Genomic DNA, 14,957 nt, shown 5'->3' with positions numbered 1-14,957 from the left:
CGGTGGAAAACCAAAATATTTATATCCTGGCCATTGAATCCTCTTGCGACGACACTTCGGCAGCTGTCCTTTGTAACGACGAAGTGCTCAGCAATGTTGTCGCGACCCAAGAAATACATCGGCAATATGGAGGTGTGGTCCCTGAATTGGCTTCAAGGGCGCACCAGCAAAATATCGTTCCCGTTGTGCATCAGGCTTTGGCCAAAGCAAATATCGCTAAAAATCAACTCTCGGCCATAGCCTTTACCAGAGGCCCGGGTCTATTGGGATCCCTGCTGGTCGGAACTTCCTTTGCCAAATCGATGGCCCTGGGCTTGGGCATTCCCCTGATCGAGGTCAACCACATGCAAGCCCATATCCTTGCCCATTTCATTCGTGATGAAGCCCAGCGTGCCCCGAATTTTCCCTTTTTGGCCTTGACCATCAGTGGCGGACATACGCAAATCGTCAAAGTCGACGATCATTTCGAAATGGAGGTACTCGGTGAAACCCTTGATGACGCCGTTGGCGAAGCATTCGATAAAAGTGCCAAGTTATTGGGTTTACCCTATCCTGGTGGCCCATTGGTCGACAAGAAGGCCCAAAACGGCAATGAAAAAGCATTCCCATTTCCAAAACCCAAGGTAGCAGGCTTGAATTTCAGCTTTAGTGGACTCAAGACCAGCATCCTCTATTTCATCCAAAAGAATACCAAAAAAGACCCCGATTTCATCAAGACCCATATCGATGACATTTGTGCGTCGATCCAATACACCATCTTGAACATTTTGATGGATAAATTGGAAAAGGCGGTTGCGGAAACCGGAATCAACCAAGTTGCGATTGGCGGTGGGGTCGCGGCGAATTCAGGTATACGGCAACGTTTGAAAGATGCCGAAAAAAGGGGGTGGCAGACCTACATCCCTAAATTTGCCTACTGCACCGACAACGCGGCCATGATCGGTATCGTTGGGTATTTGAAATTCCTGAATGGTGAATTCAGCAAGCAGGATATCGCCGCAAGGGCGCGATACAAAATCAGTGGTTAACTTAGCAGTCGGAATCGCGGCCTAAAATTGGCCTAAAAGCGTACAGCATGCAATTATTCTACAACCCGTCTTTGGATGGCAGTTTCAAACAGTTCTTTTTTTCGGAAGCCGAAAGCAAGCATATCGTCAGGGTACTACGCAAAAACCCCGGTGACACCTTAACGATCACCAACGGTAAAGGATATCGTTTCGAAGCGGAGATTTTGGAAGCGAACCCGAAAAAATGCAAGGCCCAATTGATCGACGAAGTGAAGACCATTCCGAGGCTTCACCATTTGCATTTGGCAGTGGCCCCAACCAAAATGAACGATCGATTTGAATGGTTTTTGGAAAAGGCCACGGAAATAGGCATTGATGAAATCACTCCTATCCTATGTGACCATTCCGAACGAAAGGCCTTGAAAGAACCACGGCTGCAAAAAGTCCTGGAGACGGCCATGAAGCAATCGCTTCAGACTTATTTGCCCAAACTGAACCCCCTGACGCCCCTTTCCGATTTTTTGAAAGATGTCGAAGGGGATCTTCGATTCATCGCGCATTGTCATGAAGGTGAAAAGATGGAATTGAAACGTCGGGCCGCGGCCGATAAAGACATCGTCATCTTAATCGGCCCTGAAGGCGATTTCTCAAAACCAGAGGTTGACCATGCCCTCAATGCCGGCTTCCTACCGATATCTTTGGGCAAAAACCGGTTACGTACCGAAACAGCGGCAATCGTCGCTTGCAGTACGATAGCCATGATCAATAGTTGAAGCTCACAACGATTTTTTTGCGGCAGCCGTAATGTCGAGGACTTCGGTTTCGGTAAAAAGCATGAGGGTCAAGGCTTCATTCTTACCTACTATAGGCGGAATCCGGATGCTCGCCTTGCCAGCCGGGGCCAAGTCCTTGATATAGGTTTCGGCCACAACGATATTGCTGTTTTTAAGGGTGCGGTTTCGGTTTTCCCCACGTTTGACCACGGTGGTCCGTTCGTTCAACACCAAGACGGCCCGTAATTGTTTCGCATCTATGGGACCTTCGATTTCGTACTCGAAGCTGATGCTACCTGCCTCGGTGGCCGTCGCTTTTATGGCCAATTGATTGGGCGACTTCAAAGAAGCATACTGATCCACCTTGGCATAGGCCTTGGCTTTATTCGATCCTACGAAGTGTTCCTTTCCATTCACCACCAATTGCGGGGTGTAATTGCTGCGGTATTTGAATTTGCGGTTGTAAAAGCGCTGCTTTTGGGTATAGCTTGATTTACTAAAGGGGTCTTCCCAACCGATATAGTTCCAATAGTCGACATGGTAGGAAAGGGCGAACACCTCTAACGGATAACGATCTTTCAATTCGTCGAGTACCACATCGGCAGGTGGGCAACTCGAACAACCCTGGGAAGTGAACAGTTCCAAGACTACAACGGGGGCATACACCGCCTCAACCGCGGTATTTTCAGTGCGCTTATCCTCAACTTCCTTGACCTTTAAAAAGGCCGTTGTGGTCATTGCAACGAATACAACTACGGGAATTACGATTTTCTTAACCATGATTACTGTACATTTGAATTGCTTAATTATTCGAATCCTTATGCGGCAACTTACGGACTGGACTTTGATTTTAACTTTTTTTGTGATGTTCCAGATATCGGGACAAGAACTGGCCATCTTAAAGTATGGCGGAGGAGGCGATTGGTACTCGAATCCGACCGCTTTGCCGAACCTGATCCGGTTTTGCAATAGCGAGATCGATACGCGCATCGCCCCGGAGCCGGTTACCGTCGAAGTCGGAAGCCCGACCATCTTTCAATATCCGTACCTGCATATGACCGGGCATGGCAATGTATTTTTTAGCGCGGAAGAAGCCGAAAACCTGCGTACCTATCTCCTATCGGGAGGCTTTTTGCATGTTGACGACAATTATGGCCTGGCACCTTATTTCAGAAAGGAACTGGTGAAAGTCTTCCCGGATAAGGAATTGATCGAATTGGGTAGCGACCATCCGCTTTTTACCCAACGATTCGATTTCCCCCAAGGCCTGCCCAAAATCCATGAACACGATGGGCAACGTCCCCAAGCCTTCGGGATAATCGATCAAGGCCGCTTGTTGCTTTTGTTCACCGTTGAAAGTGATCTAGGTGATGGCTGGGAAGACCCAGCGGTACATAACGACCCTGAAGAAGTGAGGTTACGGGCCTTGCGGATGGGGGCCAACATTATTGATTACGTTTTTAAATCCTGACCGATATGAAATCCAACACCATAACCAATGGCATCTTACGCGCTGTTTTCATCCTGACGGCCATCGTACTTAGCTTCTATTTTTTATATCAAATACGTTCGGTTCTGGCCTATCTGGCGATTGCAGCGGTTATCGCCTTATTGGGGCGGCCCATTGTGCTCTTTTTGAGGCGGAAACTGAAATTTCCGAATACCCTGGCGGTCATCGTGGCCATGGGACTGATGTTGGCCGTTTTCATAGGCATCTTGGCCTTGTTCATCCCCTTGATCAACGAACAGAGTCGTAACCTGTCGTTGTTGAGTATTGAGGATTTGAAGGAGAATATCAATACCCTTTACCTCCAGATCGTCGATTACTTCGGGGCCACCCCTGCCAACGTCAATGAAATGCTACAGGATTCCGAATTGGAAAAGAGCGTCCTTGAAGGCTTGAACTTGAACTTTATTCCGAATTTCCTGAACTCCTTCATCAGTGTGTTGAGCAATTTCAGTATCGGATTGTTTTCCGTACTCTTCATCTCTTTTTTCTTTTTGAAAGACAGCAAGCTCTTTCAAAACGGACTGCTAATATTCGTGCCCGATAACCGGGAAGGTAATTTGGTCAAATCGATCGATAAGATCAACAACCTATTGTCACGGTATTTCGGTGGCATCTTATTGCAACTGTTCATCCTGTTCGTCATTTATACGGTCACCTTGTTGATCGTTGGTGTTGAAAATGCCATCGTCATTGCCTTCTTGTGTGCCCTGTTCAACATCATTCCATATGTTGGTCCGATTATCGGTGGGGTCATCATGGTCACCCTGACCATGACCAGTTATCTGGGTGCCGATTTCAGCACCGTTATCTTACCCAAAGCCACCTACGTTCTCATCGGTTTGGCGATCGGCCAATTGATCGACAACTTCTTTTCACAACCCATAATATTCTCGAATTCGGTCAAGTCGCATCCTTTGGAAATCTTCTTGGTCATCATTATCGCAGGACTGTTGTTCGGGGTCGTGGGCATGGTCATCGCCGTACCCGGATACACCGCCATCAAGGTGATTTTAAAGGAATTCTTAGCGGAAAACACCTTTGTGCGGAAGTTCACTAAAAACCTATAGTATTGCTTTGAATAAAAGTATTTTAAATACTGGAATACAAGAATTTATATTAAATAATTGGAACACTGACATCATGTCAGTTTTATTGAAGAAACCGATTTTCGAATCGGTTTCGCAGCAAGAGCTGGCCGAGCAGCTAGAAGGCAAAAAACGCTGTCGCAAGAAGTTGCCTACATGGTTCGATAGCGCGAAGATCTATTATCCGAAGAAGGTGCATATCGAACAAAGTAGTTCCGAAGCGACCGCTCTTTTCAAAGCCTCTCTCATCGAAGGAAAACGATTGATCGATCTTACCGGTGGACTCGGTGTCGATTGTTACTTTTTCGCACAACGATTCGAAACGGTCATCCATTGTGAAAGTAACCCCGAGCTCTCTGAGGTCGCTGCCCATAATTTCAGCATGCTTAACATTTCGAACGTCGATTGTTTTGCCAAGGATGGTTTTGAAGTCCTAGCAGACGACCCAACCCCATTCGATTGGATTTATGTCGATCCATCACGACGGGATGCCAGTGCCAATAAGGTGTATTTTTTAAAAGACTGTATGCCCAATGTACCGGAACGTTTGTCTCTACTTTTTACACATGCCGAATCGATTTTGGTAAAGACCTCTCCCCTGCTTGATATCAAACAAGGGTTGCGGGAATTGGATCATGTAGTAACGATTTACGTGGTCGCCTTGGAAAACGAAGTGAAGGAATTGCTTTGGGTGTTGCAAAAAGGGCATGCGGATGCTCCGAACATCGTTGCCATAAACCTCGGTCAAGACAAGGCAATCGAATTCCGCTTCACCCAAGAGGAAGAGGACTTGGCCGAGGTACGTTACGCGTTACCGAAAACCTACTTGTACGAGCCCCATGCCGCACTTATGAAATCCGGTGGCTTCCGTTCGATCGCCAAGCGGTTCACCTTTAGCAAAATAGCGGAACACTCCCATTTGTATACCAGTGACTCCTTGATCGATTTTCCGGGCAGGCGTTTTAAAGTAGTAGCTACCTACCCTTATAGCAAAGAGGCCATGCGGAACCTTCCGTATCAAAAAGCGAATATCAGCACCCGGAACTTCCCGATCAACGTAGCCCAAATACGCAAGAAACACCGCATTGCCGATGGAGGTTCGGCCTACTTGTTCTTTACCACGGATGCTAATGGAAATCGCTTGGTCTTAAGTTGTGCCAAAATAAACCACTGACGCATTCGACACGCTACAATTTGCGTATCTTCAACACCGAACGAACACCATTGACTTCCTTATGAGATTCTTTTTATACCTGTTGCTGCTTGGCGTGCTAAACCCAATACAAGCCCAGCGGAAGAACCAACGCTTGGCGGAGTTGACCTATAACTCTTTAATGAAAACCGTGGATGCTGCCACCCCGGCCAAACGGGATGCTTTTGTGAAAAGCCTGAACGGCGTGCTCAGCATGGCCAAAGACCGCGATTTCGAAGCGAAGCTGACAAGACATATCGCTTATTTGGAAGGCTTGCAGTATTTCAACATCCCCAAAGCCGATACGATAAGGATAACCGATAGCCTTTTAACCGCCAATCGATTGAAATTGAGCCGCGACAAAGGCGCACTATTTATCGAACCTGATGCGAATTTCAAAGCAGTGACCAAAAAAGAAAAAAGCGGAGCCTATCTCTATTTGTTCATTAATACTTCGCAAGATCTGCATCTTGAAATGGTCAATTATACCAATGGACGGCCTACCCTTGGTATTGAGGAGATACGAATGACCGTCGATGCAATGGATCATGACTATTTCTTGAACTGGGTCAAAACCAATGATAACGGGTTTGAGTACTGCACCATTGAGACGAATACCGAAAATTTCATCAGGCTTTTCGAGGCCCTTTCAGCGTCGGAAAAGGAAGTGACGATTACCTTCAAAGGCCCTAAAAAAGATCGTAAGGTCGGGTTATCCCCGGAAATGCTCAAGGAGATGAAAACCATCTTTGCCTGTTACCACCATTTGAAACAAACCGATGGAACCCAGAATTGAAACCCTAAGCCCCAAAAAACTGATCGGTATGTCAATGGTCATGAGCGTGGCCCAAAATACCACGGCAAGCTTATGGGGTGGCTTCGGTCCTCGGATACGGGAAGTAAGTCAACGCCTCGGAACCGATAAATACTCCCTACAGGTTTATCCGATCGATTTTTATGAGCGTTTTGATCCGATGCGGACTTTCGAAAAATGGGCGGCGGTCGAAGTCTCAACCTATGAAGGGATTCCGGATGGGATGCGATCCTTCGATCTCGCAGGCGGATCGTATGCGGTTTTTGATTACAAAGGATCCAGTGCCGACCCGTCCATATTCCAATACATTTATGCAGTATGGCTTCCGAATTCGGCCTTTGTACTTGATGACCGGCCCCATTTTGAAGTATTGGGACCCAACTACAAAAACAACGATCCCGAGTCGGAAGAAGAGATTTGGATTCCCATCCAACCCAAAATCCGAACCAGACCCAAAGAAGATTCTTAACCCAAACTTTACCTTTTGGTAAACCACCTTGGGTAGGGGTTCGCCATCTCAGGATTGTTCAATGCATAAACGACATGAAAATGAAACAAACGAAACGGAAACTCGGATTGCTTTTGGCCACTACCCCTTTGTTCTTGGCCGCACTTTGCGATCCCGCAGATGAATTGATCGGCCCCTCATTGGAACGCAACGCTTTCAAAGTCCGAATTTCAGAAGCCTTTACCTATGCCGTCAATGATACCCTCTGGATCAATGGCAAGGTTTCTTCAATGCTGGTCAATTCGGATACCGGTGATTCGGTACCCAGCATGGAGCCCTCGACCCGCGACATCATCAGTGTGATGCGCCTCGTTCAGGGCGACGATTTTAGCAATACCGAAGAAGCCCTTGACCAATTCAGTGCGATCGCTTCGATTGGCAGTACGGATGTTCTAGGTGCTTGTCCGGAGTCGGAATTGATTGCCATCGCCCCGATTGCAGCTAGCGAAGCCGAATTCGAATACCGGGTCGGACTGGTCGCATTAGCGCCGGGGGATTATGTGTTGAGTTGGTTAGAACCCGTTCGTTTACGTAATGGGAACCTGAATACCGAACTTCTTGACAACTATCCCGTTTCAGGGCGTGATGATTATCTCGGACTCACGAAATGCGGTGTAGGTTATTCGGTTGAAAACGTCAGTCAAGAACGGCGGTCGTTCTTTTTTACCGTAGAATAAGGATTACGGTTCCGTTGGGCAAGGCCATTTGAAATTGGCCACTTTTTGTTTTGACCCTCCCTGCAGGTTATAATGCCACCACTCGGTGCGGATGGACCAAAACCCGTTTGCTTCCATGGTATTTTTTAGCAATCGACGGTTTTGCAGCACGGTATCGGGCAAATCCAGCATGTCGTGGTATGCTTTTTTACCGAAATAATCGAAATCGGTGCCCATGTCGAGTTCCGAACCGTTTAGATCGACCAAGGTGATATCAACGGCCCCACCCTTATTATGGATCGATCCTTTAACCGGATTGGCAACGTATTGCGGATTGGGTACCAGATCCCACATTTTGTATTGCACGGCATTGGGGCGGTAGCAATCATAAAATTTGATGCGATATCCTTTTTTGAGAAACGCAGCGTTCGCCGCCAACAAGGCCTTCGCCGTTCGTGCCCGAACATAACACTCGGCACAGTCGTAAACCTTGGCCTTTAGAAAATTGTTCTCGGTGGCATACCGAAGATCGTAGGCAAAAGCATCTGAAAAATCGGCCAAGCGGACAAAGGTGGTGTCATGGATCCCGGCAAAGCTTTTCGGAATGAATTTCGGGACCATATCCGTTCGAACGGAATCATTAATTATGGCCGTTACTTCTTCAATGTCCGATCTCTTTTCCGCACTTTTAGGAGACGGGCCACAGGCAATAACAAGAAAACCGAAAAGCAGGATGCAACACTGTTTCATCGGTCCCGTTGTTGATCGTTCATCCATTCGTAAAGGGCATCATTGGTATAGGCTTGCTCCCAAGAATTATGACCTACTCCCTCGTATCGGGAATAGCGGACATCAAATCCCATGCCGCGCAGTTTAGCGACCATGACATCGGATTCACTGACGGGAATGACGGGATCTTCATCGCCATGAAACACCCAAATCGGCATGTCCTTATCGAGCCAATGGGCATAAGGAGCAGGGGCCATACCGCAGACCACAGCCAGCGCAGCAAAGGTCTCAGGGTATTGCACCGCCAGGTTCCAAGCGGCACTTCCCCCACGACTCAGTCCGGTGAGATAGATTTTATCGGTATCGACACGGTTCGAGCTTACGATATGATCGAGTAATTGCTTCACCGCATGGATATTCCACCATTGCTTCTTATACGGATTTTGGGGTGCCAGCACCAAGAATGGGAACTGTTTGCCTTCGACCAATAGTTTTGGAGGGCCGTTTTTTTTGATTTCTTCCAAGGCAGCACCTGATTCACCACCCCCATGCAAGAACAACAACAATCCGAACTCCTCATCGGTTTTGGATTCATAGGATTCCGGATAATACAAGTAGTAATGTAGCTCATCGTGCAGTTGGATGTCCTCGACCCCTTCAATCAATTGTCCCTGGCCGGCACAACTGGCCGCCAGCGCGGTAAACAAGATGAATATGTACCTTCGAACGTTCATTTACAATAGCAAATCACCCAATTCGCGCCAAGACCCTGCTCGCTCGAACGGCCCGGCATCGACATTATGCGGTGCCGTAAAGATAATCGATCGGCCTTCAAACCGCTCTAGATTATAGGCGCGATCATCGATCAACACATCCCCTTTCAACACGTGTTTATGACCACATAGGATTCGTTGTTGCCAGGTGATAAACGGAAAATTCGCGTCCAGCCAATCGGATTTCTCTTTAAGCGAATTCGGAAACTGCATGGCCGCAGAAGCGATATAAACCTCGTGTTTGCGGTTGAGTTCCTCCAGAACCTCTTGGCAGTCGGGCATGATCTTGAGGTCAATGAAAAAACCCACTCGCGAGGCATGACCGTGCACGCTGTCTTGATGGGCTTCGGGTACGCAGCGCCAAAACTCTTTGCCCCAACATTGGTCTTTGGTAAAATTCGCTCCGAAATCGGCATTGTAAAGGTCGATGTGCTTTTGATAGGCATCGGCCATGACCTCATCCATATCCACAAAAATGGTCATTCGCTAAGTTTTGGTGAAGTACGCTAAAAACCGGTAAAGTTCGAAGCGAAGCGGGCAATGATAATCAACAATAGGGCATGAGTTATCAAAAAAGCCCGCTCGAGGCGGGCTTGATGAAGGGTTCTTAGAATTTACCGTTGTCGTTTTTCCATTCCGATTTGGGTGGGATGGGCTGGATGACATCCCAATGTTCGACGATCTTGCCGTTATCTACCCGGAAGAGGTCGTAATAGGCTACATGGTCACCCTTACCGAATTTACCTTCACTGAGGGTCAAGACAAAATTGCCTTCACCCATCACCTGATGTACGGTATCGTATTCCATCACCAATCCATTTTCAGCGAAATAGGCCAAGGCGGCCCCCAAACCATCCAACCCATCGGCTACGGCCGAATTGTGTTGCAGGTATTGCTCCGTATTGATGTACTCGGTCATTTTATCACTCTCCCCATTCAAGAGGATATCGGTAACAAAGCCTTTGACCAAGGTCTTATTCGCTTCGGTTTTGTCTAGGTCCATTAAGTCCGTGCTACCGTCTAGTTGGGTGCGGCCGCTTGGATTGGGCGGTGTGATCTCAGCGAGATTATCCCAATGCTCTACGATTTTTCCGTTTTCGAAACGAAACACGTCAAAACCGACTTTGGGGCCGAAAAAATCGTATTCGGTGTGGGTGAACACGAAATCGCCATCTTCAAAAGCTCGGACCACATTGGCCTTGAACCCACCTTCAGGGGCATTTTTCATGACTTCCCCAAAACCTTCCAAGCCATCACCAACGGCTAGGTTGTGCTGTTTGTATTGCGTGGCATCGATATACGCGATTGGGCTTTGGTCGCCGGTATTGAAGCTGTTCAACAGCGCTACTACTTTCTCTTTGTTGGTCAGTTCCATAGGTGTTTCGATTTCAGGTGTTTCTGTTTCTGGGAGCTCCTTTTTGGTCTTTTCACCACATCCGATGACGATGAAAGCCAAGAGAACCACTGTGTTAATGGGAAATTTTTTCATTTCGGTGTTTGGATTAAATTGGGCGTAAAGTTCTATTTAACAGCTTATAAACCAACTATAGAAATTAGATTAAATACTGTATAAATACGAATTATGACTGTTTTGCACGGAAACTTTCGGGGGTCATACCGGCATGGCGCTTGAAGTACTTATAGAAATTGGAGGTTTCTTCAAAGCCCATGGTTAAGGCTACCTGTTTGACCGAAAGCGGGGTATTGATCAGCAGTCGTTTGATCTGCGTCATCCATATCGCATCGATCACTTCTTTGGCTGTTTGCTTGACCACACTTTGGGTGATGTTGTTCAAGGTCTTACTGCTCACACCCATCATTTGGGCATAGGTATTGACACGCGATATCTTCAAAATGTTCGACTCGACCAAATCTTGGAATCGAATGAACTCAGGCAGGTACTTGCTATCGGCCACCATCTGCTCCCCCTTTGATTTGATCCGAAAGAGTTTTGAGACCAAAATGTGTAGCTCGCTTCGGATAATACTGGTAGAATGGGAATCCGCCACGATCCGGTATTCGTGCTCAATACGTTCGATGCTTTCCAGTACTTCGGGGCGATCCGGTTTGGGGATCTCTAACATCGGATGTCCTAACAATTCGTTGAATAATCGCATGGTCTTACGCGCTTCCAAGCCCTCCAAATAACTAACCAGAAAATCATCGGTGAAGAGCAACAAATACCCTTCGACGCCCTTTTTCTTATGAAAGCGATGCAGTTGGTCTTTCCGAATCGTCAAAAGAGATCCTTCACTGTAAGGGTATTCGGTAAAATCAATGGTATGAACCCCATGCCCTTTGGTAATCAAAAGCACGATAAAGAAATCGATCTTGTGGAGCTCTTCGGAATCATGGTCCGAAAAGGTACGGGTGAAGAGTTCCTCTAACCGAAGCAGGTCAAACTTCGATCCGGGTTGGAAACTGTTCCTGAATTTTATCTTTTTCGGTCGATCCACTGCCATCGGTATGATCAAAGGTGGTAAAAAAAACCTATCCCACCCGTACTTCAGCGATACTTAGGCTTTAACAAGCATTCTTTTTGATTTTCGCCGGGATCATGTAATTTTAATCTATGCAAATGCTGCGCGAGTATTTTAATGGATTCGGGACCCTTCCGGATGCGGACATGGATTTTTTATTGGGACAATGCCGCCCACGCGAAATCGCGAAGGGCGAGTTGTTGATCACCCCACATCAACGGGTCGATTCCATCTACTTTTTGGAATCGGGGTATTTGCATTATTATACCCACACGGATATGGGTGAACGCATTACCTTAAAGGTGGTACGACCCAACGTCTGTTGGACCATTCTAGACAATTTCATGAACCAGACCATTGCCCAGGACGAATGTGTGGCCCTGACCGATGTGCGGTTTTGTGAATTGAAACGGGAAGACTATTTGCGGATAAAATCGAAGAACGACCGCCTAGCAAATTTTATTTATACCATCATTGAACAGATGTTGTCGGCCAAGGTGTTGGAAGCGAACAATAAGTCAAAAATGACCGTAGAGCAACGGTATTTGGACCTGCTCAACAACGATCCCGAAATGGTACGCATTGTACCCGTCACGATCCTCGCCTCATTGATCGGCACCTCAAGGGAGACCTTACACCGCATTCGCCGCAAATTGGCCGCGGCCTGATTTTCTTAAATTTTTGTTAGTGTGTCAAATGACACCCTTCTTTTTCAAGGGGATGGGGAACTTTATTCCTATAAACATCTAACAGTTACCTCATGAAAAGAATAGCATATCTATGGGTCGCCTTGATCGCGTTCACGGCCACCGCACAAGACAAGAACAACGCCAAAACCTTCAGCCACACCGTAAATTTGGATAGCTCCAAAGAGCAGGTATGGGAAGCGCTTACCGACTTTTCGAACTTCAAGCAGTGGGACGAAATGATCGTAGATGTCAAGTGTCCCGATGAACTGAAGAAGAACGAGTATTGCAAGGCCATTGTCAGCGCCGGAAAGATGTACGATGTCGAAATCGAGGAAATCGTTGAGAACGAATCCTACACCCTGCGACATAAACTGTCTTCGGGCAACATCTATGTCAAAAGGGAATTGGTGCCCGGTGATGTCTTGGCGTTCACCGAAACCGTATGGTACAAGGGCCTTTCAAAGAAAACCTTTGAAAAATACAAAGGGACCGACTATGATGCGGCCGTTAAAAACCGCGTCCTAAAATTCAAGGCCTACGTCGAAAACAATTTTGGGACCGGAAAGTAATACTCCCGATTGAAAACAAAGAAAAGCAGGCCTTAGGGCCTGCTTTTTTTTATCGCGCCGTCAAACCATCCTGCTTAAGAACAGTTCTTTTTTGGAGTTGGATATCAACACATGATCATCATTGCTCATGATAATATACCCCCCTTGGGTCTTGACGTACTTCTTGACTTCGTTCAGATTGATCAAATAGCTATTATGCACGCGCATGAAATCAATATCCGCCAGCAAATTTTCATATTCCTTTAAATTCTTGCTAACCATGACATCTTTATGGTTTTTGATGCTGAACAAGGTATACGCCCCATTGGCTTTGCAATAGATAATCTCCGAAGGTTTGAAGAATTCCAATCCTTCCAAAGTAGCGAGGCAGATTTTTTTCTCATTCGTATTGCCCCCCTGGATGTTCTCGATAAAATTCTTGATTTTCGAGAGATAGAGCTTGTTTCCTTTTCCTTTACGTACTTTTTCAATAGCGGTTTGTAATTCTTCCAAACCTAAAGGTTTCAGCAGGTAGTCTATCGAGCTGAATTTGATCGCTTTCAGGGCATAATGCTCAAATGCGGTGGTAAAGACCACTTCAAATTCAGGGTTTTCAAAGGCCATCAATACATCAAACCCCGTTCCTGAATGCAACTCTACATCAAGGAAGACCAAATCGGGCCGGGTCGCCTTGATGAGCTTTACGGCGTCGGGCACGGTCGAAGCATGGCCCAAAACCGTTACCTCTTCACAGAACTCGATCAAAAGTTGGCTCAAAGCATCAATGCTCCGTTTTTCGTCTTCGACGATGACTACCCGTAATTCCATTTCAATTCATCTGGTGTTTGTAAATACGTAAGGCAACCTTGGTTCCACTGGGTTTCCCTTCAGCATCGAAAAGATCGTCAATGGAGACCAAAGCACCTTCCTTGCTGCCTTGCAGGTTCAGTAGCTCGATGCGCTTTTTGGTTATCGACATCCCTTTTGATTCATGGTAAATGTTTTTCTTCCTTTTTAGGGCCAAAGCGGCCGCCCTGCCGATTCCGGAATCGACGATATGGCATTTGATGAATTCCCCTTCGTCCGTGAAATTGACTGCGATATGCTTGTCACCTTCAGTTTTGGGGGCCAATCCATGGATGATCGCATTTTCTACATAGGGCTGAATCAACAAGATCGGGATTTCTAGGTTATGGATATCTAGACGATCATCTACTGAAATTTCATAATCGAAGTTCTTGTCGAACCTGAGGCTTTCCAGTTCGAGATACAATTTCAATAAATTGATCTCCTGTTCCAAGGAGGTCGAGCCGTTTTCGGAAGTGTTCAAGATCTTTCGTAATAAATCCGAAAAATTATTGAGGTATTTGACCGATTCCTTTTTATCTCCCTTTAAGATAAAGCCCAATATCGAATTTAGTGCATTGAAGATAAAATGCGGGTTCATCTGTGCTCGGAGCGATCGGATCTGGTTTTGGACCGCCTCCCGCTCGGCCGCTAATTTCTGGGTGTTCAACTTTTTGATCTTATAGCCCAGTCCATAAGAAAAAACGAAGTTTTCCAAAGCCGCCCCATAGACCATGTAATGGAAATTGCCCGAAACCCATGTCATGATCGCCCCAAGGGCGAAGACCAACGAGGCCGCGATCACGAAGAATTCGAGATTCGATTTGCGGTAGCGTAGCAGGTACCAGGTGTTGAACAAAACGAATAAAGACATGCCCGAACGTTGCAGGTCCATCAGATCTTTCTGAAGCGATGGGTCCCATCCCAATAACCAAAACAACGAATGCATCACCAAGAAAACCGATAAAGTGCCCACGATGATCCTGAGAAAAAAATGGAACTTGGGGTAGTTTTCCTTGGTATTCAAGAAAGTCATTGAAAACAGCAAATAACAAAGGTTGATCCCGATTTGCGAGCTATCGTGCAGTATTTGGGGCAAAAGCGTTCGATTACCATAAATCAAACGATTGGTCAAATCACTTTTGAAACTGAAATAAAGCATCAACAAAACCAGATACAAGCCGTACCATAGGAATTCAAGCTTCCGGTTATAGAGAAAAATGGCCCAAGTACACAAGAGAAAGGCGAAGGCGGTACCCATAAAAATATGGATGGGCAATGCAAAAAGTTCCGCTTCTGATATCATGGGAAGAGGACGGGTTAATGGTTTAGTGATTCGATACCGAT

18 protein-coding genes are annotated in these 14,957 nt (G+C 46.5%); 10 read left to right on the top strand and 8 right to left on the bottom strand.

Annotation, left to right across the window (positions count from 1 at the left end; all coding sequences use genetic code 11):
* The first annotated feature begins 2 nt into the window (after positions 1-2).
* Together tsaD and ABV409_RS15410 are read left to right on the top strand one after the other, a co-directional pair.
* A complete protein-coding gene (gene tsaD / locus ABV409_RS15415) occupies positions 3-1,028 on the top strand; it encodes a tRNA (adenosine(37)-N6)-threonylcarbamoyltransferase complex transferase subunit TsaD (protein WP_353878520.1) in 1,026 nt (341 codons plus the stop codon).
* Positions 1,029-1,075: 47 nt separating this feature from the next.
* Positions 1,076-1,780, top strand: coding sequence for a 16S rRNA (uracil(1498)-N(3))-methyltransferase (locus tag ABV409_RS15410; protein WP_353878519.1), 705 nt, complete (start codon positions 1,076-1,078; stop codon positions 1,778-1,780).
* A gap of 3 nt (positions 1,781-1,783) precedes the next feature.
* Here ABV409_RS15410 and ABV409_RS15405 read toward each other — a convergent pair whose 3' ends face one another.
* Positions 1,784-2,560, bottom strand: coding sequence for a DUF1223 domain-containing protein (locus ABV409_RS15405; protein ID WP_353878518.1), 777 nt, complete (start codon positions 2,558-2,560; stop codon positions 1,784-1,786).
* Between the two features lie 85 nt (positions 2,561-2,645).
* Here ABV409_RS15405 and ABV409_RS15400 point away from each other — a divergent pair, with 85 nt between their 5' ends.
* The 6 genes from ABV409_RS15400 to ABV409_RS15375 all read left to right on the top strand — a co-directional run bounded on the left by ABV409_RS15400 (position 2,646) and on the right by ABV409_RS15375 (position 7,566).
* Positions 2,646-3,251: a DUF4159 domain-containing protein gene (locus tag ABV409_RS15400; RefSeq protein ID WP_425590009.1), complete on the top strand. Its 606-nt coding sequence runs from the start codon at positions 2,646-2,648 to the stop codon at positions 3,249-3,251.
* A gap of 5 nt (positions 3,252-3,256) precedes the next feature.
* Complete coding sequence (locus ABV409_RS15395; protein ID WP_353878516.1) at positions 3,257-4,357, top strand: AI-2E family transporter; 1,101 nt, start codon at positions 3,257-3,259, stop codon at positions 4,355-4,357.
* A 73-nt stretch (positions 4,358-4,430) separates the two neighbouring features.
* Entirely contained in the window at positions 4,431-5,549 is a 1,119-nt protein-coding gene (locus tag ABV409_RS15390) for a THUMP-like domain-containing protein (protein ID WP_353878515.1), read from the top strand.
* A 61-nt stretch (positions 5,550-5,610) separates the two neighbouring features.
* Positions 5,611-6,363 carry a hypothetical protein gene (locus ABV409_RS15385; RefSeq protein WP_353878514.1) on the top strand — a complete coding sequence of 251 codons (753 nt, stop codon included), beginning with the start codon at positions 5,611-5,613 and terminating at the stop codon, positions 6,361-6,363.
* Positions 6,347-6,850: a GyrI-like domain-containing protein gene (locus ABV409_RS15380; RefSeq protein WP_353878513.1), complete on the top strand. Its 504-nt coding sequence runs from the start codon at positions 6,347-6,349 to the stop codon at positions 6,848-6,850. The genes ABV409_RS15385 and ABV409_RS15380 overlap by 17 nt, the downstream gene beginning before the upstream one ends.
* Before the next feature lie 80 nt (positions 6,851-6,930).
* Positions 6,931-7,566, top strand: coding sequence for a hypothetical protein (locus ABV409_RS15375; RefSeq protein ID WP_353878512.1), 636 nt, complete (start codon positions 6,931-6,933; stop codon positions 7,564-7,566).
* 3 nt (positions 7,567-7,569) lie between these two features.
* On the opposite strand, the gene ABV409_RS15370 is transcribed toward ABV409_RS15375, so the two are convergent.
* The 5 genes from ABV409_RS15370 to ABV409_RS15350 all read right to left on the bottom strand — a co-directional run bounded on the left by ABV409_RS15370 (position 7,570) and on the right by ABV409_RS15350 (position 11,509).
* Positions 7,570-8,295, bottom strand: a complete 726-nt coding sequence (locus tag ABV409_RS15370; RefSeq protein ID WP_353878511.1) for a M15 family metallopeptidase — start codon at positions 8,293-8,295, stop codon at positions 7,570-7,572.
* Positions 8,292-9,008 (bottom strand): carboxylesterase family protein, encoded by a 717-nt coding sequence (locus ABV409_RS15365; protein ID WP_353878510.1) that lies wholly within the window; start codon positions 9,006-9,008, stop codon positions 8,292-8,294. Before ABV409_RS15365 ends, ABV409_RS15370 begins: the two co-directional genes overlap by 4 nt.
* A complete protein-coding gene (locus ABV409_RS15360; protein WP_353878509.1) occupies positions 9,009-9,530 on the bottom strand; it encodes a 5' nucleotidase, NT5C type in 522 nt (173 codons plus the stop codon).
* A 124-nt stretch (positions 9,531-9,654) separates the two neighbouring features.
* Entirely contained in the window at positions 9,655-10,536 is an 882-nt protein-coding gene (locus tag ABV409_RS15355) for a nuclear transport factor 2 family protein (RefSeq protein ID WP_353878508.1), read from the bottom strand.
* 91 nt (positions 10,537-10,627) lie between these two features.
* Entirely contained in the window at positions 10,628-11,509 is an 882-nt protein-coding gene (locus ABV409_RS15350; RefSeq protein WP_353878507.1) for an AraC family transcriptional regulator, read from the bottom strand.
* Positions 11,510-11,619: 110 nt separating this feature from the next.
* Between ABV409_RS15350 and ABV409_RS15345 the strand changes: the two genes are divergently transcribed.
* Both ABV409_RS15345 and ABV409_RS15340 read left to right on the top strand, forming a co-directional pair.
* Positions 11,620-12,195 (top strand): Crp/Fnr family transcriptional regulator, encoded by a 576-nt coding sequence (locus ABV409_RS15345; protein WP_353878506.1) that lies wholly within the window; start codon positions 11,620-11,622, stop codon positions 12,193-12,195.
* Between the two features lie 92 nt (positions 12,196-12,287).
* A complete protein-coding gene (locus ABV409_RS15340; protein WP_353878505.1) occupies positions 12,288-12,785 on the top strand; it encodes a hypothetical protein in 498 nt (165 codons plus the stop codon).
* Positions 12,786-12,845: 60 nt separating this feature from the next.
* Here ABV409_RS15340 and ABV409_RS15335 read toward each other — a convergent pair whose 3' ends face one another.
* Together ABV409_RS15335 and ABV409_RS15330 are read right to left on the bottom strand one after the other, a co-directional pair.
* A complete protein-coding gene (locus ABV409_RS15335) occupies positions 12,846-13,592 on the bottom strand; it encodes a LytR/AlgR family response regulator transcription factor (protein ID WP_353878504.1) in 747 nt (248 codons plus the stop codon).
* A gap of 1 nt (position 13,593) precedes the next feature.
* Positions 13,594-14,916 carry a sensor histidine kinase gene (locus ABV409_RS15330; protein ID WP_353878503.1) on the bottom strand — a complete coding sequence of 441 codons (1,323 nt, stop codon included), beginning with the start codon at positions 14,914-14,916 and terminating at the stop codon, positions 13,594-13,596.
* Positions 14,917-14,957: the final 41 nt, after the last annotated feature.

The sequence above is a fragment of the Flagellimonas algarum genome (assembly GCF_040513375.1).
Lineage (GTDB): Bacteria > Bacteroidota > Bacteroidia > Flavobacteriales > Flavobacteriaceae > Flagellimonas_B > Flagellimonas_B algarum.
Note: the sequence above shows the minus strand (reverse complement) of the source record. Positions and strands in the feature narration are given on the sequence as shown.